At 43.1% G+C, this 19,893-nt stretch carries 23 protein-coding genes; 3 read left to right on the top strand and 20 right to left on the bottom strand.

The genetic code is table 11. The features are described 5' to 3' along the window. Positions 1 to 8 precede the first annotated feature (8 nt). The 7 genes from DW152_RS06250 to DW152_RS06220 all read right to left on the bottom strand — a co-directional run bounded on the left by DW152_RS06250 (position 9) and on the right by DW152_RS06220 (position 6,743). Positions 9 to 875, bottom strand: a complete 867-nt coding sequence (locus DW152_RS06250; RefSeq protein ID WP_118288203.1) for an ABC transporter permease — start codon at positions 873 to 875, stop codon at positions 9 to 11. Further along, positions 875 to 1,858 carry an ABC transporter ATP-binding protein gene (locus tag DW152_RS06245; protein ID WP_118288202.1) on the bottom strand — a complete coding sequence of 328 codons (984 nt, stop codon included), beginning with the start codon at positions 1,856 to 1,858 and terminating at the stop codon, positions 875 to 877. The genes DW152_RS06250 and DW152_RS06245 overlap by 1 nt, the downstream gene beginning before the upstream one ends. A 162-nt stretch (positions 1,859 to 2,020) precedes the next feature. Then, on the bottom strand, positions 2,021 to 2,701 hold the full coding sequence (locus DW152_RS06240) for a TIGR00266 family protein (RefSeq protein WP_021860858.1): 681 nt from the start codon (positions 2,699 to 2,701) through the stop codon (positions 2,021 to 2,023). A 50-nt stretch (positions 2,702 to 2,751) separates the two neighbouring features. Further along, positions 2,752 to 4,221: a sodium-dependent transporter gene (locus DW152_RS06235; RefSeq protein ID WP_021860859.1), complete on the bottom strand. Its 1,470-nt coding sequence runs from the start codon at positions 4,219 to 4,221 to the stop codon at positions 2,752 to 2,754. Between the two features lie 119 nt (positions 4,222 to 4,340). Next, on the bottom strand, positions 4,341 to 4,844 hold the full coding sequence (gene greA, locus DW152_RS06230; RefSeq protein WP_021860860.1) for a transcription elongation factor GreA: 504 nt from the start codon (positions 4,842 to 4,844) through the stop codon (positions 4,341 to 4,343). 113 nt (positions 4,845 to 4,957) lie between these two features. Further along, on the bottom strand, positions 4,958 to 5,752 hold the full coding sequence (locus DW152_RS06225) for an HAD family hydrolase (protein ID WP_118288201.1): 795 nt from the start codon (positions 5,750 to 5,752) through the stop codon (positions 4,958 to 4,960). A gap of 112 nt (positions 5,753 to 5,864) precedes the next feature. Beyond that, positions 5,865 to 6,743 carry an N-acetylmuramoyl-L-alanine amidase family protein gene (locus DW152_RS06220; RefSeq protein WP_330416730.1) on the bottom strand — a complete coding sequence of 293 codons (879 nt, stop codon included), beginning with the start codon at positions 6,741 to 6,743 and terminating at the stop codon, positions 5,865 to 5,867. Between the two features lie 292 nt (positions 6,744 to 7,035). On the opposite strand from DW152_RS06220, the gene DW152_RS06215 reads away from it, so the two are divergent. After that, positions 7,036 to 8,376, top strand: coding sequence for an MATE family efflux transporter (locus DW152_RS06215; protein ID WP_118288200.1), 1,341 nt, complete (start codon positions 7,036 to 7,038; stop codon positions 8,374 to 8,376). Here DW152_RS06215 and crcB read toward each other — a convergent pair. The 6 genes from crcB to glnA form a co-directional block, all read right to left on the bottom strand. Continuing rightward, entirely contained in the window at positions 8,332 to 8,697 is a 366-nt protein-coding gene (gene crcB, locus DW152_RS06210; protein WP_118288199.1) for a fluoride efflux transporter CrcB, read from the bottom strand. The genes DW152_RS06215 and crcB overlap by 45 nt on opposite strands. A gap of 30 nt (positions 8,698 to 8,727) precedes the next feature. Next, entirely contained in the window at positions 8,728 to 9,891 is a 1,164-nt protein-coding gene (gene fliB, locus DW152_RS06205; RefSeq protein WP_118288198.1) for a flagellin lysine-N-methylase, read from the bottom strand. Positions 9,892 to 9,897: 6 nt separating this feature from the next. Then, a complete protein-coding gene (locus DW152_RS06200; RefSeq protein WP_118288197.1) occupies positions 9,898 to 11,115 on the bottom strand; it encodes an LL-diaminopimelate aminotransferase in 1,218 nt (405 codons plus the stop codon). 66 nt (positions 11,116 to 11,181) lie between these two features. After that, the gene (gene dapF, locus DW152_RS06195; RefSeq protein ID WP_118288196.1) at positions 11,182 to 12,039 is read right to left on the bottom strand and encodes a diaminopimelate epimerase; all 858 of its coding nucleotides are present in this window, start codon (positions 12,037 to 12,039) and stop codon (positions 11,182 to 11,184) included. Positions 12,040 to 12,053: 14 nt separating this feature from the next. Then, positions 12,054 to 12,602, bottom strand: a complete 549-nt coding sequence (locus DW152_RS06190; protein ID WP_021860868.1) for an ANTAR domain-containing response regulator — start codon at positions 12,600 to 12,602, stop codon at positions 12,054 to 12,056. A 47-nt stretch (positions 12,603 to 12,649) separates the two neighbouring features. Beyond that, positions 12,650 to 13,981: a type I glutamate--ammonia ligase gene (gene glnA / locus DW152_RS06185; protein ID WP_118288195.1), complete on the bottom strand. Its 1,332-nt coding sequence runs from the start codon at positions 13,979 to 13,981 to the stop codon at positions 12,650 to 12,652. Positions 13,982 to 14,228: 247 nt separating this feature from the next. Here glnA and DW152_RS06180 point away from each other — a divergent pair, with 247 nt between their 5' ends. After that, positions 14,229 to 14,873: a PduL/EutD family phosphate acyltransferase gene (locus DW152_RS06180; RefSeq protein ID WP_021860870.1), complete on the top strand. Its 645-nt coding sequence runs from the start codon at positions 14,229 to 14,231 to the stop codon at positions 14,871 to 14,873. A gap of 70 nt (positions 14,874 to 14,943) precedes the next feature. Here the strand turns inward: DW152_RS06180 and DW152_RS06175 are convergent, their stop codons facing one another. From DW152_RS06175 to arcC, 7 genes are all read right to left on the bottom strand, one after another. Then, positions 14,944 to 15,189, bottom strand: a complete 246-nt coding sequence (locus tag DW152_RS06175) for a TM1266 family iron-only hydrogenase system putative regulator (RefSeq protein WP_021860871.1) — start codon at positions 15,187 to 15,189, stop codon at positions 14,944 to 14,946. 19 nt (positions 15,190 to 15,208) lie between these two features. After that, positions 15,209 to 15,964 carry an exodeoxyribonuclease III gene (locus DW152_RS06170; RefSeq protein WP_117536790.1) on the bottom strand — a complete coding sequence of 252 codons (756 nt, stop codon included), beginning with the start codon at positions 15,962 to 15,964 and terminating at the stop codon, positions 15,209 to 15,211. Positions 15,965 to 15,979: 15 nt separating this feature from the next. Further along, the gene (truA, locus tag DW152_RS06165; RefSeq protein WP_021860873.1) at positions 15,980 to 16,714 is read right to left on the bottom strand and encodes a tRNA pseudouridine(38-40) synthase TruA; all 735 of its coding nucleotides are present in this window, start codon (positions 16,712 to 16,714) and stop codon (positions 15,980 to 15,982) included. Between the two features lie 68 nt (positions 16,715 to 16,782). Further along, on the bottom strand, positions 16,783 to 17,244 hold the full coding sequence (gene nrdR / locus DW152_RS06160) for a transcriptional regulator NrdR (RefSeq protein ID WP_021860874.1): 462 nt from the start codon (positions 17,242 to 17,244) through the stop codon (positions 16,783 to 16,785). 79 nt (positions 17,245 to 17,323) lie between these two features. Further along, positions 17,324 to 17,563: a PRC-barrel domain-containing protein gene (locus tag DW152_RS06155; protein WP_117537098.1), complete on the bottom strand. Its 240-nt coding sequence runs from the start codon at positions 17,561 to 17,563 to the stop codon at positions 17,324 to 17,326. Between the two features lie 169 nt (positions 17,564 to 17,732). Continuing rightward, the gene (locus DW152_RS06150) at positions 17,733 to 17,918 is read right to left on the bottom strand and encodes a ferredoxin (RefSeq protein ID WP_021860876.1); all 186 of its coding nucleotides are present in this window, start codon (positions 17,916 to 17,918) and stop codon (positions 17,733 to 17,735) included. A 61-nt stretch (positions 17,919 to 17,979) separates the two neighbouring features. Next, positions 17,980 to 18,909 (bottom strand): carbamate kinase, encoded by a 930-nt coding sequence (arcC, locus tag DW152_RS06145; protein ID WP_021860877.1) that lies wholly within the window; start codon positions 18,907 to 18,909, stop codon positions 17,980 to 17,982. A gap of 167 nt (positions 18,910 to 19,076) precedes the next feature. On the opposite strand from arcC, the gene dapB reads away from it, so the two are divergent. Then, entirely contained in the window at positions 19,077 to 19,877 is an 801-nt protein-coding gene (dapB, locus tag DW152_RS06140; protein WP_117536791.1) for a 4-hydroxy-tetrahydrodipicolinate reductase, read from the top strand. The last annotated feature ends 16 nt before the right edge of the window (positions 19,878 to 19,893 follow it).

The raw sequence follows: 19,893 nt of genomic DNA, 5'->3' as shown, positions 1-19,893 counted from the left end.
TTGCCCTCCTAACTCCAACGTCTTTTCTGTATCATCTGCATCGTAAGGAAAATGAAAACAGCTGTAAGCGAAAAATACATAATGATTCCACTTACATCTACCAGATGATTGGAAACAATGTCATCAAGAGTTCCTGCCAGATAAAATTTACTGAAAAATGTATTTAATGCGCTTTCAAAAATGCTTGACTTTACTGCGTAAGTAATCCCACATCCAGCAAGTACGATCACTTCCAGACCTCCGGCGATCACAATATTTTTTGTCATATGCCAGATAGCAAGAACAATCAGTGTTAAAAGAACGCCGATTCCAATCACATTTGTGACTGCAGAAGTCGGAAGAAGATCCATAATTCCGTTCCACAGATATTGAAGAAGCAGGATTCCAACCGAACCAATCGCTGCAATAATCTGGCTCTCTGTCAATGCCGAAACAAACATTCCGACAGATATGTACGTGCAGCCCAGCAGGAAAAATACGAGAATCGCCATATCATCTGCCAGTATATATGCCGTTCCCTGTGTCTTAATGATCAGTGGGAAAATCAAATATACTGCACATGGAATTGCCAGAATTGTTACCATTGCAAGATATTTTCCCATAACGACCTGAAACAGGCTAACCGGAGCTGTTAATAGCATCTGGTCTGTACGGCTTTTGCGTTCTTCGGCAAAACTTCTCATTGTGAGCACCGGAATTGCAATAACAAATACGATCAGAACTCCGGACAGCACATAAGAGAAATATGGATATCCATAATTCAGGTTATATGCCATAAAATAAACTCCTGTAAATGCGATCAGAAATGCAATAAATACATAGCCGATCATCGAATGAAAGTATGATTTCAACTCTCTTTTATAAATTGCACTCATTACTTCTGTTCCTCCTTACCGGCTAATTTTTTCTCTGCCTCTTTCTGTTTTTTACCACCCTGTGTCAGCTCAAGGAAGATGTCCTCCAGAGATGATTTGTTCAGCCTTAGTGTAAGGAGCGGAATCCTTGCATTTGCAAATGTATAGAAAAGTTTCTCACGCAGATCTGTACCGTCTTTGCTCTCTATATAAGCCAGTGTTGTATGCTCATCCGTTTCTTCATATTTTACAGAGCTGATCTCCGGAACAGATTTTAAAACCACTTCCATCTGCTCCTTAGAAGCTTTTGTCTCCAGCGCAACATGTCCGGTGCCGCTCATCAGATTTTCCAGATTCTCCGGTGTATCACTTGCCACCAGGTGTCCGCCTGCAATGATCATAATATGATCGCACACTTCACGGATTTCCGCCAGAATGTGGGAACTTAAAATTACCGTATGTTTCTTTGCCAACGTACGGATCAGTTCACGGATCTCAATAATCTGTTTCGGATCAAGACCAACGGTAGGCTCATCCAGAATGATGATCTCCGGAAATCCTAAAATTGCCTGTGCCAGACCAACTCTCTGTTTATATCCTTTGGATAAATTGTGAATGAGCCGTTCTTTTACCGGATCTAATTTCGTAAGTCTCATTACACGCAGAATCTGTGATTCTCTTTCCGCCTTCGGAATTTTCTTAAGTTCCGCTGCGAACGTCAGATATTCAAGAACTGTCATTTCCATATAAAGCGGTGGCTGCTCCGGCAGATATCCGATACAGCTTTTTGCTTCTTCCGGCTCTTTTAAAATGTCATGCCCGTTGATCAGCACCTCTCCTTTTGTAGCGCCAAGATATCCCGTCATAATATTCATAGTCGTAGATTTTCCGGCTCCGTTCGGTCCCAGAAAGCCATAGATCTGCCCTTCCTGTACCGTGAAGCTTAAGTTATCTACAGCCAGATGCTTTCCATAGCATTTGGTCAGATTTTTCACTTCGATCAAAATACATATCCTCCTTATACTGTTCAATACTTGTAACAGTATAAGAAGAAAGCTTGAAGAAAATGTGGAAAAGATATGTTTATTTCGTGAAAACGTTAAAGGGGGACGGGGCTTTTCTAGAAAAGCCCCGTCCCCCGTAACAGAAAAGTTTCTTCATTCACTTTAATCTCCGCTCGGCATATACGGTCTCAATACACCTGCCACATTACTAATCGGCATAGTCTGTAACCATACACGTCCCGGTCCGGTAATAATTGTATTAAATATGCCCTCGCCTCCAAACAGCATATTCTTAACGCCCGGCACACTTCGAATGTCCATCTGGCAGCTTGCTGTCATTGCAGCCAGATGGCCGGTATCTACAACAATCTGCTGTCCCGGTGCAAGTTCATACTCCACGACATGTCCGTCAAATTCTGCAAATACAGTTCCCTGTCCACTGATCCTCTGCATGATAAAGCCTTCACCACCGAAAAAGCCGGTTCCCAGTTTTTTGTTGAAGAATACCGACATTTCAATACCGACTTCGCCTGCCAAAAATGCACTTTTCTGTAAAATCATTTCCTGTCCCGGTGCGATTTCAAATGCACGAATCGATCCCGGGAAGCAGGATGCAAACGCGATCATTCCTTCTCCTCCCTGTGCGGTATAAACATTCTGAAATGCCTTCTCGCCGGAAAACATTCTTCCTATCATACTCCCAATACCGCCATTCGACGTTGTCTCCATAAGCATATTCGGAGACATCCAGGACATTCCGCCACCTTCCGTGATCATCTTCTCGCCAGGTTCTAACTGACAGATAACTGCCGGCAAGGTATCGCCTACAATCTGGTATTTCATATGTTGCCCTCCTTTTATGTGAAATCATTTCATTAGAAACCTTTTAATTTCTATTTATTCTTTTCTTTCTTTTTCCCACCTGCACAGTAAAGCACGAATCCAAGAAGCAGAACAGCTACTGCCATCCAGATTACAAGTGTTGTTGTACCAAGCGGGCTGAATTTATCATAATATCCTTTCAGATAAATAATGATGATAAGAAGTGGAATCACGTAGCCTACATAGCCTTTTAATCCCTTCGGGAAGCCGATTCCTTCTCCGGTATTCGCTTCTTCCAAGAATTTCTTCCAGCCCCATCCATTCTCTCTCGTACAGAAGAGAAGATAGCCAAGACTTCCAAGTGGCAGGAAGTTATTGGAAACAATAAAATCTTCCAGATCCATAATTGTACTTCCTTCGCCTAACGGCTGGATACCAGAAAGAATATTGAAGCCAAGAACACATGGCATACTCAGTATAATAATCAAAATTGCACTGACAATTACGCTTTTCTTTCTGGACCAGTGGAACAGATCCATATCAAAAGAAATAATATTTTCAAATACTGCTACCAGCGTTGTAAATGCTGCAAACGTCAAAAACAGGAAGAATAACGCTCCCCATACCTGTCCACCCGGCATCTGCGAAAAAATATTCGGAATGGTAATAAATATCAGACTCGGACCTGCACCCGGTTCAATGCCAAATGCAAAACATGCAGGGATAATAATGAATCCTGCCATCAGTGCAACGAATGTATCCAGTCCTGTAATGCTGAGTGCTTCTCCTGCAAGGCTCCGGTTACGTTCCAGATAACTTCCGAAAATCATCATAGCACCAATACCAATTGATAATGTAAAAAACGCCTGACTCATCGCCCCGAAGATAACATTTCCAATTCCAATTTCTGCCATTTTCCGGAAATCCGGAATCAGATAAAAACGGATTCCGGCTCCGGCTCCTTTTAAGAAAACAGAATGTACTGCAAGAATGATCATCAGTACCATCAATACCGACATCATAACTTTTGATACTTTTTCAATTCCATTCTGAATACCAAACCAGCAGATTGCAAATCCGATCACACAGATCAGTATCGTCCAGAATGCCATATTGGGCGCATCAGCAAGCATCTTTGTGAATTTTGCACCGACTTCCTCTGCACTGTTTCCGACAAAATCACCACGTATGCTGCGGAAGCAGTAATACATCATCCATCCGCCTACACTCGTATAAAACATCATCAACAGATAGCTTCCCAGAATGCCGATCCATTTGGAAATATGCCATCTTGTTCCTTCCGGCTCCAGTTTTTCAAATGCTGCGGCGACACTGAAATGACTGCCGCGGCCGATGGCGAACTCGCAGATCATAACCGGCACTCCCATGATCAACAGGAATACCAGATAAATCAGAATAAATGCTGCTCCTCCCATCTGTCCACACAAGTATGGAAACTTCCATACATTTCCAATACCGATCGCACATCCTGCAGATACAAGAATGAATCCCAGACGCGATCCGAATTTTTCTCGTTTCATATTTTGCCCTCTCTTTTCCTTTATATGTTAAGGTGCCAGGATCAAAAGCCTAAAACTACGAAGTACGGAACAATTCGTATAGCATCTTTTAACCCCAACATCATGTTAAATGGCTTATATTAATATTTTCTCAGCGAATCCTGCGAATCATCTGTTGTATTCTCAATCTTCTGGATCTTGACATAATAACCGGCATTACCGTTCGTATTTACAAACACACGGTCACCAACTTTATGTCCCTGAATCGCTTTTCCAAGTGGTGATTCAATACTGATCAGTCCCTGCAGCGAATTGCCACGCACACTTGTCACAAGCCGGTAAGTCTCTGTCTCATCATCCTCTTCAAAATATACTTCTACTGTATTATTAATGCCAACTTCATCCGCTTTCGACTCATCAGAAACAATCTGCGCATGTTTGAGCATACGTTCCAGATAACGGATACGGCTTTCATTCCGGTTCTTGTCCTGCTTTGCTGCCTTGTATTCAAAATTCTCACTCAGATCGCCCTGTGCTCTTGCCTCTTTTACTGCTTCCAGTTCTTTCTTACGCACAACCAGTTTGCGGTATTCAATCTCTTCTTTGATCTTGGCTACATCACTTTCTGTCAAACGCTCACCCACGTTTTCAACCTTCTTTCTACTATCTACTTCTTTATTTCTTTAAATCAGACCATAATTTTCCATTCGTCGGTATGCTTCATACATCCTTTACAAGTATCTGCTTCTTTATTTCTTTAGATCAGACCATAATGCTGCATTGCTTTGTATACACCATCATTTTCAACGGTATCTGTCACATACTCTGTATATGGATCTAACACCGGATCGTGCTTTTTCATTGCAATGGAATGTTTTGCATATTCAAACATAGACTGATCGTTGCTGCTGTCGCCGAACACATACACCTCGTCCTTCGTAAGTCCCAGATGCTGTCTCATAAATTCAATCGCTGTTGCTTTGGAATATCCTTTCTGCACCAGTTCATACATCCCATTTAATCGATCAATAATATCTATGCCATCTTCAATCGATGCAAAAAATTCCTGATATCTGCAGTTCGGATCTTTCTTATTAATATGGATCAATAATTTATCGTATTCAAAATTCTTCTTCTCCATGCTTGTCTCTCTGCCAAGCCCCATGGACGCCATATATCTCCGTGTACTTTCCACGGGTTCACACTGACTTACCCGTTCTGAGAAATACATGTCATCCGTTCCTTCCAGAAATCCTTCAATGTGATACTTTTTCATCAGATCTATATAACGATTTCCTTCTTCAATAGATATATGGCTCTCAAAAAGCACCTCATTCTTATAAATCAGATAGGTTCCGCATCCACATAAAAATCCATCTACATCAAGCTTTTTAATAATCGGCGGAACGCTGCATATCGTCCGCCCTGTATTAATCAGTACTTTATGCCCATTCTCTTTAACTTTCCGGATTCCCTCCAGTGCACTCTCCGGAACTTTCTTCGTAACACCACTTAAGAGGGTATCATCTATATCGAAAAACAATGCTCCCATTTTTCCGCTTCCTCCTGCCTGTTCTTCCCTTATTTTTACTCAGTAATGACTGTGTTCACAATCTTTCCCATTATACCCATCTTACAGAGATTTTGCAAATTTATCTCTGCAGTTATTTTCCGAAATAATGATCCACCCCATCTGCAATCCCGGATGCAATCTTCTTCTGATAGTCTGCCTGAGACATCTTCTGATCTTCCGCCGGATTCGTCATATATCCAATCTCAACAATCGTCACAGGCACTTTTGCCCAGTTCACACCGCTCATGGAATCTGTCTCCCATACTCGTTCTCTCTTTGCTCCGGTTGCTTTCACTGCACCGTCCAGAACTGCCTCCGATAATGCCTTGCTCTGCTTATACAGGCTGCCATTATATTGATTAGATGCCGTCTGACAGATCGTCATCATTCCATTCGCACTGCTGTTCTCTGCTCCGTTTGCATGGACACGGATAAATGCATCTGCATTCGCATTGTTCGCCACCTCTGCACGCTCCGCATTGGAAATATTTACATCATTCGTTGTGCGCACCATCTTCACATTATATCCACGCACTTCCAGTATATTTTTTAGTTTCTTTGAAACTTCTAAAGTTAACTGATACTCTGGTTTTCCTGTGGAAACACCACTTGTTCCCGATGCAACTTTAGCTTTTGTCTGAGATGCTCCCGGTCCCACCGGCTCCTGTTCATTGTTGCCACGCGCCTGATGCCCTGCATCGATCACTACAAGTTTGCCATTCCTCTGGCGCTTTTTTTCCTGCTTTTTCTTTGCACGTTCCTTCTTCGCCTGTTCCGCTTTTGCTTTCTTTGCAGCTTCTGCGGCTTTTGCTTCTTTGTCACTGTAATCTTTTTTCTTATCTTTTGTATTGATCACCAGTGGTTCTGGCGCTTTTTTTGGTTTCGCTTTTTCTTCTTTTGTCGCGCATCCTGCCAGCGCAATTACAAGAAGCACTGCCAGTACAGATATTATCCATTTTCTCATTTTCATAAGCTGACTCCTCGCTTTCCGTGAGATCCTGTCCCGCTTATATATAAGCTCACATGGGTTCAGATCTTTTAACTTTGATATCATTATAATTTACTGCTGTTTCATTTACAAGTTCTTCTCCGTGTAATCTTCTGGACAACAGATTTTTGTTCTGTTATACTCTTGTGGATTGTAAACGTATAGAATACGAGCAATCCGCAGGAACATATACACATATAATATAAGCATTATAAACATTCACAAAAATGAACGATATACATACTTCCGTAATTTAACCAGAAAGGACATTACTATGCAGGTAACTAAAACTTCACCTACTATCTTCGGACAGTTTATCCGCTATGCCAGTCTGAATGTGCTTGGCATGTTCGGAATTTCACTCTATATACTGGCTGACACTTTCTTTATCGCAAATGGTGTCGGCGCTGATGGTCTGACTGCTTTGAACCTTGCAGTTCCTGTCTATAATTTTCTTCACGGCTGCGCACTCATGCTCGGTCTTGGCGGAGCAACACGCTATACGGTAAGCAAAAGTCAGGGAAAGACGGCCCATGCAAATAAATTTTTTACACATACGATTCTTCTTGCCACATTATTTTCCACATTTTTCTTCTGTGTGGGACTTGTTTTTGCTGCTCCCCTGGCAAGAATCCTTGGAGCCAATGCAGAAGTCTTTGATATGACGTATACCTACCTGCGTATCATTCTTCTCTTTGCTCCGGCATTTATATTTAATGAAGTGTTTCTGGCATTCGTCCGCAATGACGGTGCTCCACATCTCGCCATGTATGCAATGGTCGGTGGCAGCCTTGCCAACATCCTGTTTGATTATATTTTTATTTTTCCGCTTCATATGGGAATCTTCGGAGCGGTACTTGCAACCGGATGTTCTCCACTCTTCGGTATGCTCATCCAGTCCATTTACCGTATCCGCAGGAAAAACCAATTTCATCTTGTCCGTACCGGATTGTCCGCTTCACTTACAGGTTCGACACTTGCACTTGGTTTTTCTTCCCTCGTAACCGAAGTTTCATCCGGTGTTGTTATGATCGTATTTAATATGTTAATGCTGCGCCTTGAAGGAAATACGGCTGTTGCAGCCTATGGTGTGATTGCGAATCTCATTCTCGTTGTCATCGCCATTTTCACTGGTATCGGACAGGGAACCCAGCCACTTATCAGTCGTGCCTATGGACGCGGCGAACGGCAGCATGCATTACAATACAGACGCTACGGACTTTTTCTGATGGCGGCACTTTCTGTTATTATTTATGCAGGAATTTTATTTGGCGCAGATGGTATCACCATTGCATTTAACAGTGAACAGAACCCGCTTCTGCAGCAAATCGCCGTAAAAGGACTTCGCATTTATTTTGCCGGCATCCTGTTTGCCGGATTCAATATCGTGCTTTCCTTTTACTTTACATCCATTGAAAAAGCAGTCCCGGCACAGGTCATTTCCCTGGCTCGCGGACTGCTCATTATCGTTCCGTTATCTATATTACTTGCAAATATTCTCGGTATGACCGGTGTCTGGATGTCATTTCCGATCTCCGAACTGCTTGTATCTTTCCTCGGTCTCTTCTTCCTAGTGAAGCAGAAGCTGGGAGGCAAACACAGCCAGAACGCCTGATACTACACTCAGCACGGCATATACAAGTGCTGTCACTGTGTGTCCGCTCTGAAACAGATCCGTTGTTTCAAAAGCAAACGTAGAAAATGTAGTAAATCCTCCGCAGATTCCAACTTTCAGAAATAACACAAGCTGAGGATTCACTGACGGATGCTTTCCTGCATAAGTTGCAATGCAGCCGATCAGGAAAGCTCCTGCCACATTAATCAAAAACGTCTTATATGGAAATCCGCTCTCACTTTGAACCGGAAGCAGACCGATCAGATAACGGCAGACTGCTCCGATAAATCCACCTAAACCTACAAATAAACAATTTATCAATTTACTTATCTTCCTAACTTTATTTATACTCTATTCTTCTGCAGCTTTCTTTGCAAACCACGGCACCGGTCTTTCACTCATCAAACGCTCCATCAGGTTGAGATTCGGATCGGAATGTTCCAGTTCTCTTGAAAAGCGGTATACTGTATCAACAAGATCTTCAAAATACAACTCTTTTTCATTCTTTATCCACTGCGCCATCAGAATTTCCTGCATAAGCAGTACACTTACAACCGCCATCTGCGCCTTGGAATATGCATGTCCATCATAAACCGCACCACACAGATAAGTACTTAAGAAATACACAAGAAGCTGTTCTTTCTGTATCTCAAATTCCGGCATCTTCTCTGCCATCCATCCTTCAAACGCATTCCTAAGCTCATAGTAGTGAGCCTCACCTTTTCCATACAGCCACTGTTCTGTTTCCAGAAGATGTGGTTCCCAGTTATCCCGAAGTCTCTCTAACCGATACTGATCCCGGAAAGTTTCTGTCATAAATTCATAGAACCTATGCTTCTCTTCTTCTGTATAAAGCTTAGCGATCTGTCCTTTTATATAATCCATTGCTTTTTCTGTCCGGTATTTTTCCAGTACCATCTCTCCGTCAAATATTTCCTGCTTCTGAATCCGGATCTGCAGGTCATGGGCGATTGCAAGCACAAGTCCGGTGCGCAGATTTAATGACAGTTCACGGTTCTGCAGGATCTGTATCATCATTGTTCTTGCATCTGCCAGAAGGGAATATAAAAATGGATCAAATGCATCATCCCAGCACTCTTCTTTCTCATCTTCATGAATCAGAAACTGCACCGGTTCTTTTCTTTGTAGCAGGATTTTCGCTACTTCCGGGCATGACACAGAGAGCGTCATTTCCCTGACACCCTCAAATTCTTCAATATGCCTTGGATAACGCTTACACGTCTTACACAATGCCTTTTCACCAAGTGCTGTGTACATATTGCAGAGATTATCCTCATTCAGGAAATAACACCTTTTCTCCTCATCCTGCCGGAAAGCGCCTTCTTTCCAGTCCACACCGGCACGAATCTCCTTTCGGTATTCTCCTGTTACTTTTTTATATTGCCTGAGCGCCGACTTATCCGCTACAATCTGCCATCCTGCGCAGCATGTATCTTCACAGGCTCCGGCAACGCAGTGAAACTGCCGGTAATAATCCGGTATTGTATATAACATAATAAATTAGCCTATCCTCTTAATTCTTTCAATGGCTGCTACTGTATTTTCATAAGAGCCAAATGCTGTCAGACGGAAATATCCTTCTCCGCTTGGTCCGAATCCTGATCCCGGAGTTCCTACAACACCGGCATCCTTTAACAGATGATCAAAGAAATCCCAGGATGTCATTCCCTGTGGAACTTCCAGCCAGATATACGGTGCATTTACACCACCGGATACGTTATATCCGGCATCTCTTAGGCCTTCTTTAATCGTTTTTGCATTCTTCATGTAGTAGGCAATCTGCTCTTTTAACTGTGCTTTACCAGCCTCAGAATATACAGCTTCTCCGGCCCTCTGTACGATATACGGTGCTCCGTTGTACTTCGTTCCATGTCTTCTTGCCCAGAGAGAATGTAACATTACATCTCCGGATTTCAGATCTTTTGGAATCACCGTTGCGCCAAGTCTGACACCTGTAAATCCTGCATTCTTTGAGAAACTTCTAAGCTCGATCGCGCAGGTTCTTGCACCTTCGCACTCATAAATGCTGTGCGGTACATCATCCTCAGAAATATATGCTTCATAAGCAGCATCATAGATAATGACTGCTCCGACTTTATTGGCATAATCTACCCATTCCTGTAACTGTGCTTTTGTAATGGTAGATCCTGTCGGGTTATTCGGGAAACACAGATAAATAATATCCGGTGTTTCTTTCGGCAGTTCCGGTGCAAAATTCGTCTCTTTTGTACATGGCATGTAAATGACATCGCTCCATGTCTCTGTCTTCGCATCGTAAGTTCCTGTACGTCCTGCCATAACGTTTGTATCTACATAAACCGGATATACCGGATCACATACGGCGATCTTATTGTCTTTGGCAAAGATTTCCTGAATGTTACCGGAGTCACATTTTGCTCCGTCAGAAATGAAGATCTCGTCTGCTTTGATATCACATCCTTTATCCTGATAATCGTTCTTTGCCATTGCACTTCTCAAAAATTCATATCCCAGATCCGGTGCATACCCGTGGAATGTCTCCGCATGTGCCATCTCGTCTACTGCACTGTGCAGGCTGTCAATGATTGCCGGTGCCAGTGGCTGTGTAACATCACCGATTCCAAGACGGATAATGCTCTTGTCCGGATTCTCTTCCTGATAAGCACGTACTTTCTTTCCAATTGTGGAAAATAAATAGCTTCCTGGCAGTTTTAAATAATCTTCATTTACTTTAAACATCTTTCTTCCTCCTGTTTATGACTTTACTGATTGTTTTGTTGTTTCTGGAATTCAATGTGTGACGCATTATACATCAATATCTGTAAGATCGATCTCTCCGTCAAATACAACCTTTGCAGGTCCGGTCATATAGACTTTATCTGCTTCTTTATCCCATTCAATGAGCAGATCGCCTCCCAGTAGTTTTACGGTTACCCGATCCTCTGTCAACCCGTTTAAAATGCTGGCTACTGCAACAGCGCAAGCACCTGTTCCACAGGCAAGTGTTTCACCGGAACCACGCTCCCACACACGCATCTCTACCGTTTTACGGTCCAGTACATGTGCAAATTCTGTATTGATACGCTCCGGGAACCGTTTATGATTTTCAAAAGACGGACCTATTTTCAAAAGATCCAATCCTTTTACATCGTCTACATAAACCACTGTATGCGGATTGCCCATGGAAACTCCTGTCATATAATATATCTTCCCCTCTACTTCAAGCGGGGCATCAATGATTCTTGTATCTTCCGGATTCTCCGGCACGATCGGAATCTGGGATGGCGCAAGGCGCGGACTTCCCATATCAACTTTCACAAGGCTTACTTTGCCATCTTCCACAGTCAGATCCAGATATTTGATCCCGCCAAGTGTCTCCACGGAAATGCTCGTCTTATCGGTAAGACCGTAATCATATACATATTTAGCAACACAGCGGATGCCATTTCCGCACATTTCACCTCTGGAACCATCTGCATTATACATCCGCATTTCAAAATCTGCCACCTTGGACGGACAGATCATAATCAACCCGTCCGAACCGATTCCAAAATGTCTGTCACTGACAAACTTCGATACTTCCGCCGGATTCTTAATTGTTTCTTTCAAGCAGTTTACATAGACATAATCATTGCCCAACCCCTGCATTTTTGTAAATTCCATCTTCTATATCTCCTCTACTCTGACATAATGCTCAATACCATCTCTGCTGTCTCTACCATGTTTGTTCCACTGTCCATACTGCTTTTCTGCAAATATCTGTGTGCCTCTTCTTCCGTCATATTGTTACGTGCCATCAGCAGTTCTTTTGCCTTTCTGACTGTCTCTTGCTGCTTCGGATCACGGTTTTTTAACTGCTTCTTGCGTTTCCGTCTGCGCCTGTCAATATCGGTCAGCATCATCTCGATCGTATTCATCAGATCATACACTTTAATCGGCATCGACAATCCCATCACGCCCCGCACCAGTCCGTCACTCCATTTATCCTGCGACGCGACAAGCAGCATATCAAAATTTTCCGGAAGATATTCTCTGAGATCCGTATACATCATATCTTTTAATTTGTAACCACACACGACAATTCCTTCATCCACAGTATCCGCATAATGCATTGCCTGTGCCCCCGTTGTCGCCACTCCGGTAACATTTACTCCATTTCGCACCAGCAGATTCCGGATATTAATTGCATTTTCCTTCTTTGGAAATACTACAATAATACCTATCATGCTGACACCTCCTTTAGTCGTCTCATTTTTATTCTTACTAAGGGTGCCTAAATGACATGCAGGTACTTTGTGATTTCCCAGTCTGTCACCTGATTACGATAATTCATGTACTCTTCCGTCTTCACTTTGATATATTTTTCCGTCAGATCATCGCCAAGCACATTTTTAATATAAGTGTCCTCTTCAAATGCCTGTGCTGCTTCCAGAAGCGTTCTCGGCAGAAGTTCTGCGCCAGCTGCCGCCCGCTCTTCTTCCGTCATCTCAAAAATATTGCAGTCAATGCTTTTTGGCGGCATGATCTTGTTGCGGATTCCGTCCAGTCCAGCGGCAAGGCATACTGCAAATGCCAGATATGGATTGGCTGACGGATCAGGACTGCGAAGCTCGATTCTCTCCTCCCCCTCCGGCGCCGTCGGGATCCGGATCAATGGCGTTCTGTTCTTGGCTGACCATGCAATATATACCGGTGCTTCAAATCCCGGCACAAGACGCTTATATGAATTCACGATCGGATTCGTAATAAAGGTCAGCGCTTTGATATGTTTCATAATTCCACCGATGAAATAATAAGCTTCTTTACTCAGCCCTTTCTCATCTGAACTGTCTGAAAATACATTCACACCATCCCGGCTTAATGACATGTTCGTATGCATGCCGGAACCATTCTCTCCGTACTTCGGTTTTGGCATAAAGGATGCATGCAGACCGTGTCTCTTGGCAATCGTCTTGACAACCAGTTTGAATGTCATGATATTGTCTGCCGCAGACAACGCCTCGTCATATTGGAAATCAATCTCATGCTGTGCCGGCGACATCTCGTGGTGAGATGCCTCGATGACAAATCCCATATCCTCCATTGTCAATACCATGTCACGTCTCGCATTTTCACCGAAATCTAATGGTCCAAGGTCAAAATATGTGGCTCGCTCATGGGAAATCGTTGTCGGTACACTGTCATCATCCATATGGAATAAGAAAAATTCACATTCCGGCCCGACGTTAAACTGATATCCCATCTCTTTTGCCTCTTCGATCACTTTCTTCAGTACATATCTCGGATCGCTCTCAAATGGTGTTCCGTCTGCTTTATGCACCTCGCAGATCAGTCTTGCAACTTTACCCTGCTGCGGCCTCCACGGAAAAATCTCAAATGTATTCAGATCCGGATAAAGATACATATCCGAATCTTCCACCCTTGCAAAGCCTTCAATGGAAGAGCCATCAAACATGCACTGGTTATTCAGCGCTTTCTCCAACTGGCTGGTAGTGATCGCTACATTTTTCAATGTTCCGAAAATATCGGTAAACTGCAGCCGGATGAATCCCACATCCTCTTCTTCTACCATCTGTAAAATATCTTCACGCGTATAATTATTCATTATATGCACCTCCTGCATTTACTGCTGTATGTAAAAATGGGCGTTCTCATGCCTTAGATGAAAACGCCATTGCTTTACCTCGTTAAAAATTATAGAAAAAAAAGCCCTCTTTGTCAACGAAAAATGTCGTTGTTGATACTTTTGATTGAAAAACCGAACGCACTCTGTTACAATATTTCTAATAAGGTTTTCAGAAAATGGCTATGAATAAAAATTAATGCAGATAATAGAAGGAGGCTCAGATACTATGGGACTTGCAATACCAATCGAAACAAGCGCAAGACACATCCATATGTGCCAGGAAGATTTTGAACACTTATTTGGGAAAGGGAAAACGATCACCCACCGGGTAGATCTGAGCCAGCCTGGTCAGTATGCCTGTGAAGAACGCGTTACGATCAAAGGTCCGAAAGGAACATTTGAAAATGTTGCTCTGCTTGGACCTTTCCGTAATGAGACACAGGTGGAGATTTCCATGACTGATTCACGAAAGCTCGGCATTCCGGGCATCATCCGTCAATCCGGCGATACGAAGGGCACACCCGGCTGCACGCTGCTCGGTCCTGCCGGTGAGATTGAACTCGATCACGGTGTGATTGTTGCAAAGCGCCATATCCACATGACTCCAGTGCAGGCAGTCCAGTTAAATGTCAAAGACAAAGATGAAGTGTTCGTCATTATGGAGAGTTTTGAACGCTCTCTGATCTTTGCTGATGTTGTTGTCCGTGTACACCCGGACTTTGCACTCGCCATGCACGTCGATACAGACGAAGCAAATGCATTTGCCGGACATGAACACCCAACCGGTGTCATCTTAAAATTATTTGGCGGACGTACATACAATCTTCAGAAATGGGCAGACGAATTACAAAGCGGAATCAACCGGCTGTAGCCGGTGATTCCGCTCTTTTTATTATTCCATCACTGCATTCTAAATATTTCTAATTTTCAAATCGTCGTGTTTACAACTTTGCAGTCAGTGTCTTTGCACTGACTCCTTTTAACATTCCAAGTTTTCCGGAAAGAGAGCTTGTCACATCTCCCGGCGCGTCCAGCACCACACTGATGATCGACACTTCTCTCTGCCGGTACGGAATGCCCATTCTTCCGACAATATAATTTCTAAATTCGTGAAGCAGTTCATTCACCGTTACTGCTGCCTCTTCATCTTTTATAATAATGCTGATTACAGATACACGACTATCCATCCGTCTCTTCCTCTCTTCACTATAATGCAATGTCCAGTTCGATTGGGCAATGATCCGATCCCATAACGTCGGTCAGGATCTTCGCATCTTCAATCTTATCCTTCAGGCAGTCCGATACACAAAAATAGTCAATTCTCCATCCTGCATTCTTTGCCCTTGCGCTGAAACGGTAAGACCACCAAGAATAAATTCCTTCCACATCCGGATACAGATAACGGAATGTATCTGTAAATCCTGCTGCAAGAAGGTCTGTGAATTTTCCACGTTCTTCATCTGTAAATCCGGCATTCTTACGGTTCGTCTTCGGATTCTTCAAGTCGATCTCTTTGTGTGCAACATTCAGATCCCCACAGAAAACCACTGGTTTCTTCTCTTCCAGCCCTTTCAGATAAGCGAGAAAATCATCTTCCCATGTCATTCTGTAATCCAGTCTTGCCAGTTCGCTCTGTGAATTCGGCGTATACACTGTCACAAAATAAAAATCCTCATACTCCAGTGTGATTACACGGCCTTCCTGATCGTGTTCTTCAATTGCCATGCCATAAGTAACAGCAAGGGGCCTTTCTTTTGTAAATACCGCCGTTCCGGAATAACCTTTCTTCACGGCATAATTCCAGTACTGTTCGTATCCATCCAGCTCCAGATCTAATTGTCCTTCCTGCATCTTCGTTTCCTGAATACAGAAAATATCTGCATCCGCTTCTTTGAAGAAATCAAGAAATCCTTTCTTTACGCAGGCACGAATTCCATTTACATTCCATGATATACATTTCATCTGTTCGTTTTCCTTCTAATAATACACTTTTCTTAAAAACAGACCTCTGGCTGGCGCGAGAAATCCGGCAAGGCTTCTGTCTTCTGCCGCAATCACAACCGGAAGCATCGATGCCTCACGCTTGCCGGTACCGATTTCCAGCAAAGTACCTGTCAAGATACGTGCCATATGATATAAGAATCCAGTTCCATAGAAAGTGATACGCACCTTCTCACCGGAACTTACAATCTTGATATTGGTGATCTTGCGGATCGGATCTTTGCAATCCTTATCATCCGTAAAACTTGTAAAGTTCTTCGGTCCCAGCAGATATGGCACGGCCTCACGCATCGCTTCTATATCTAATTTTTCCGGATAATGATAGCAGTATCTTCTGGAAAATACATCCGGTTTTTCTCTGCAGTCAATATAATATTCATATTTCTTGCCTTTGGCACTTTTTCTGGCATGAAATCCATTTCGCACCAGTTCCACCTTCACGATACGGATATCCTCCGGGAGATAACGGTTCAACGAATCCTTCATCTCCTGTGGATCATACAATTTGGAAAGCTTCACACTTGCCACCTGACCTCTTGCATGTACTCCGGCGTCTGTTCTCCCCGAACCGTCTACACGCACGCGGTATCCGACTAATTTGCCAATGCTCCATTCCAGTACAAACTGGATCGTATTGTCTGTCGTCGCCTGCCGCTGCCATCCCTGATACCTGCTTCCATCATAGGAAATCGTTAATTTATATGTTCTCATAGTCTAATCACCCTGTCTATTTGTACTCATCTCACTATATTATATCCTGTACAGAATATTGTAAAACTTTATTGTTCCTGTCCATCCAGAATCTTCTTCAATTCATCCATAAATGTATTCACATCCTTAAACTCCCTATATACAGATGCGAATCTTACATATGCAACTTCGTCCAGATCTTTCAGCGCATCCATAACGATCTCACCGATCGTACTGCTTGCAATCTCTTTCTCTTCCAGACTGAACACCTGTGTCTCCACAGCTTCCACTGTCTTCTGGATCCTTGCCGCCGATACCGGACGTTTATAACAAGCTCTTAAAATTCCTCTTTCAATCTTGCCTCGGTCATACTGTTCTCTGTTATCATCCTTTTTAATAATGATCAGCGGAATCGTCTCTATCTTTTCATAAGTCGTGAAACGTTTCCCGCATGCATCACAGGATCTGCGTCTGCGGATAGAATTGCCTTCTTCCGCCGGTCTTGAATCTATAACTCTTGTATCTGAATTACCACAATATGGACATTTCATCACACTAAATTCCTTTCATACATTCTATCTTTTAGTATATCGGTTGCTCTTAGAGAAGTCAAACATCAAAAGAAACATTTTACTTTTCTTCATGCATTTCAATCAGAATAATATCCGGTCCAATCCGTTTAATACAGGCAAATGGAATGATGTATTCTCCATCCTCACAGAAAAAATTACAGATCCCCCGCCCTTTTGGTATAATGATTGCTTCAATTTTTCCTTTTTTCTCATCTATGACCAGATCTTCTACATATCCAAGTTTGCAACAGTCACACGCATTGATCACTTCTTTTTCCTGAAATTCACTGAAACGCACACTGACACTTCCACTCGTATTATTCTTATATTTATTATATGCAGCACGCTGCTTATTCGTACAGGTGCACATCTGGTGGAGCGTTTTTATATATAAGGAAAGTTCTTTCCCGATAAACAAAAACAGGAGTACAGTTCTTCACCATACCCCAGTTTATCTTCGCATTTTATTACTCCACAATATCAATCACAGATACCGGACAGTCATCTCTTGCTTCTTTTGCTGCTTCTTCATATTCCGATGCAACTTCTCCACATGCTTCCGCAAGTCCATCTTCATCAAACGAGAATACTTCCGGGCACGTTGTCACACATGCACCGCAGGAAATGCAGCCATCCATCACTCTTGCCTTCATCGGTTACCTCCTTCATTTTTCCGGTAGTATAACCAGATTGCAGACATTTTAAACGAATTTCTTAAGAAATCTTAGTTCCTGTCTTTCCTTTTAAAGCTTCGCCAAGCTTATCAAAAGAAGTAATGAGTGCGCTTCTTCCTTCTCCTTTTTCAATGAAAGAAACAGAAGCACTTAACTTCGGAAGCATATTATACTCTCCGAAATGTCCCTCTTCCATATATTTCTTCGCATTTTCTACGGAAATCTCGCCCAGTGCTTCTTCATTGTCACGTCCGAGATTAATTTTCACCTGATCTACACTCGTCAGAATGATCAGCTCGTCTGCCTGTGTATCCTCTGCCATCTTTCCGGCAGTCAGATCCTTCTCAATGACAGCGCTTGCACCTTTCAAATGGTTATCCTGTTCCAGAACCGGAATACCACCACCACCGCACGCAATAACAATCTGATCTGCATCCAGAAGAGCCTTGATCGCATCAATCTCTACAATGCGTACCGGATTCGGTGCAGACACGATGCGGCGGAACCCTTTGCCTGGTTCCTCTACTACATAATTACCCTTCTTACGCTCCTCATTTGCTTCTTCCACATTCATATAACGTCCAAGGATCTTGGTCGGTGTATAGAATGCTTCATCATATGGATCCACAACTACCTGTGTCAGGATCGTGCTGACTGTTCTGTAAATGCCTCTGTTTAAAAGTTCCTCGCGAATCGCATTCTGAAGGTCATATCCGATATAGCCCTGGCTCATGGCAGAACATACAGACATTGGCGCCGCTGTATAGTTCTCGTGTACTTTTCCAAATTCGTTCATCGCTGTATGGATCATACCTACCTGCGGTGCGTTGCTGTGTGTAATGGCAACCTGATATCCGTCCTCGATCAGATCCGCGATTACTTTTGATGTTTTCTTAACTGCTTCCTGCTGCTCCGGCAAGGTCGTACCAAGGGCACGATGTCCCAGCGCAACGACTACTCTTTTCTTCATGCTCTATACCTCTTATTTTCTGTAAATTTCCTCTCAAGATTATAAAAAGAATTATAGCCTCTTTCTGAAAAAAATGCAACTCCTGCTCGTCTTTTGTGGTAAACTGAAATTATTAAAAGGGATTTCCCGGTACGTGTTGAAAACGTATACGAAAGGAGTTTACATTTATGAAAGTTATCGTAACAGCCCCAAGAGGGAAAATGGGCAAATTGATCACACAGGTTGCAGCCTCCCGTGATGACATGGAACTGGTTGCCGGTATCGGTCCAAAAGGGCGCGATTACATCGGAACAGATCTCGGAACTGTCGCAATGGTCGGAAAAGAACTGCACGTTCCGGTTGTAGATGATCTCGAATCCGTTATTGACAAATGCGATGTGATCATCGATTTTTCTACTAAAGAGATGGCTATGGAAGTTCTGGATCTTGCCATCAGACATAAAAAAGGTCTGGTCTGCGGTTCTACCGGTTTCTCCGACGAAGAGATGAAACGTTTTGAAGATGCTGCTTCTTCTATTCCAATGCTCTATGCAGCCAACACTTCCAAACTCGTCAATGTCATGAATAAAGTTCTGGAATTTATCACAAAGACAGTTGGGGAAGAACTGGACATTGAGATTCTTGAGATGCATGATCAGTGGAAGAAAGATGCACCGAGCGGTACTTCCAAAGAAATGGGTGAGACCATGGCACATGCACTTGGCAAAGAATTATCCGATATCGCTGTATACGGCAGGGAAGGAGTTTCTCCGCGAGAACCTGGAACAATCGGTTATCATTCTCTGCGCGCCGGCAATATTCCAAGTAGCCACACTGTATTCTTTGGTGGCATGGGAGAACGTCTGGAAATCACTCACCACTGCTACAACTGGGAATGTTTCGCAAGAGGCGCCTGCGACTGCGCAGCGTATCTTGCTAATAAAGGTCCTGGATATTATACCATTAAGGATGTCCTGCATCTGAGCTAGTCCGGCTCGGGTCAGT

This window comes from Dorea sp. AM13-35, assembly GCF_003473885.1.
In the GTDB taxonomy this organism is placed as follows: Bacteria; Bacillota; Clostridia; order Lachnospirales; family Lachnospiraceae; genus Dorea_D; species Dorea_D hominis.
The sequence above is the reverse complement of the archived record's forward strand: the minus strand, read 5'-3'. Positions and strand labels throughout refer to the sequence as shown.

Bases quoted from the DNA above. Each gene is read 5' to 3' on its own strand.
- DW152_RS06235 (WP_021860859.1), bottom strand. From the start codon at position 4,221: ATGAAACGAGAAAAATTCGGATCGCGTCTGGGATTCATTCTTGTATCT.
- nrdR (WP_021860874.1), bottom strand. From the start codon at position 17,244: ATGAAATGTCCATATTGTGGTAATTCAGATACAAGAGTTATAGATTCA.
- DW152_RS06170 (WP_117536790.1), bottom strand. From the start codon at position 15,964: ATGAAATGTATATCATGGAATGTAAATGGAATTCGTGCCTGCGTAAAG.
- DW152_RS06180 (WP_021860870.1), top strand. From the start codon at position 14,229: ATGGGACTTGCAATACCAATCGAAACAAGCGCAAGACACATCCATATG.
- DW152_RS06190 (WP_021860868.1), bottom strand. From the start codon at position 12,602: ATGATAGGTATTATTGTAGTATTTCCAAAGAAGGAAAATGCAATTAAT.
- DW152_RS06220 (WP_330416730.1), bottom strand. From the start codon at position 6,743: ATGAAAATGAGAAAATGGATAATATCTGTACTGGCAGTGCTTCTTGTA.
- fliB (WP_118288198.1), bottom strand. From the start codon at position 9,891: ATGTTATATACAATACCGGATTATTACCGGCAGTTTCACTGCGTTGCC.
- dapF (WP_118288196.1), bottom strand. From the start codon at position 12,039: ATGGAATTTACAAAAATGCAGGGGTTGGGCAATGATTATGTCTATGTA.
- DW152_RS06175 (WP_021860871.1), bottom strand. From the start codon at position 15,189: ATGGATAGTCGTGTATCTGTAATCAGCATTATTATAAAAGATGAAGAG.
- DW152_RS06250 (WP_118288203.1), bottom strand. From the start codon at position 875: ATGAGTGCAATTTATAAAAGAGAGTTGAAATCATACTTTCATTCGATG.
- truA (WP_021860873.1), bottom strand. From the start codon at position 16,714: ATGAGAACATATAAATTAACGATTTCCTATGATGGAAGCAGGTATCAG.
- glnA (WP_118288195.1), bottom strand. From the start codon at position 13,981: ATGAATAATTATACGCGTGAAGATATTTTACAGATGGTAGAAGAAGAG.
- arcC (WP_021860877.1), bottom strand. From the start codon at position 18,909: ATGAAGAAAAGAGTAGTCGTTGCGCTGGGACATCGTGCCCTTGGTACG.
- DW152_RS06240 (WP_021860858.1), bottom strand. From the start codon at position 2,701: ATGAAATACCAGATTGTAGGCGATACCTTGCCGGCAGTTATCTGTCAG.
- DW152_RS06215 (WP_118288200.1), top strand. From the start codon at position 7,036: ATGCAGGTAACTAAAACTTCACCTACTATCTTCGGACAGTTTATCCGC.
- DW152_RS06150 (WP_021860876.1), bottom strand. From the start codon at position 17,918: ATGAAGGCAAGAGTGATGGATGGCTGCATTTCCTGCGGTGCATGTGTG.
- DW152_RS06200 (WP_118288197.1), bottom strand. From the start codon at position 11,115: ATGTTTAAAGTAAATGAAGATTATTTAAAACTGCCAGGAAGCTATTTA.
- DW152_RS06225 (WP_118288201.1), bottom strand. From the start codon at position 5,752: ATGGGAGCATTGTTTTTCGATATAGATGATACCCTCTTAAGTGGTGTT.
- dapB (WP_117536791.1), top strand. From the start codon at position 19,077: ATGAAAGTTATCGTAACAGCCCCAAGAGGGAAAATGGGCAAATTGATC.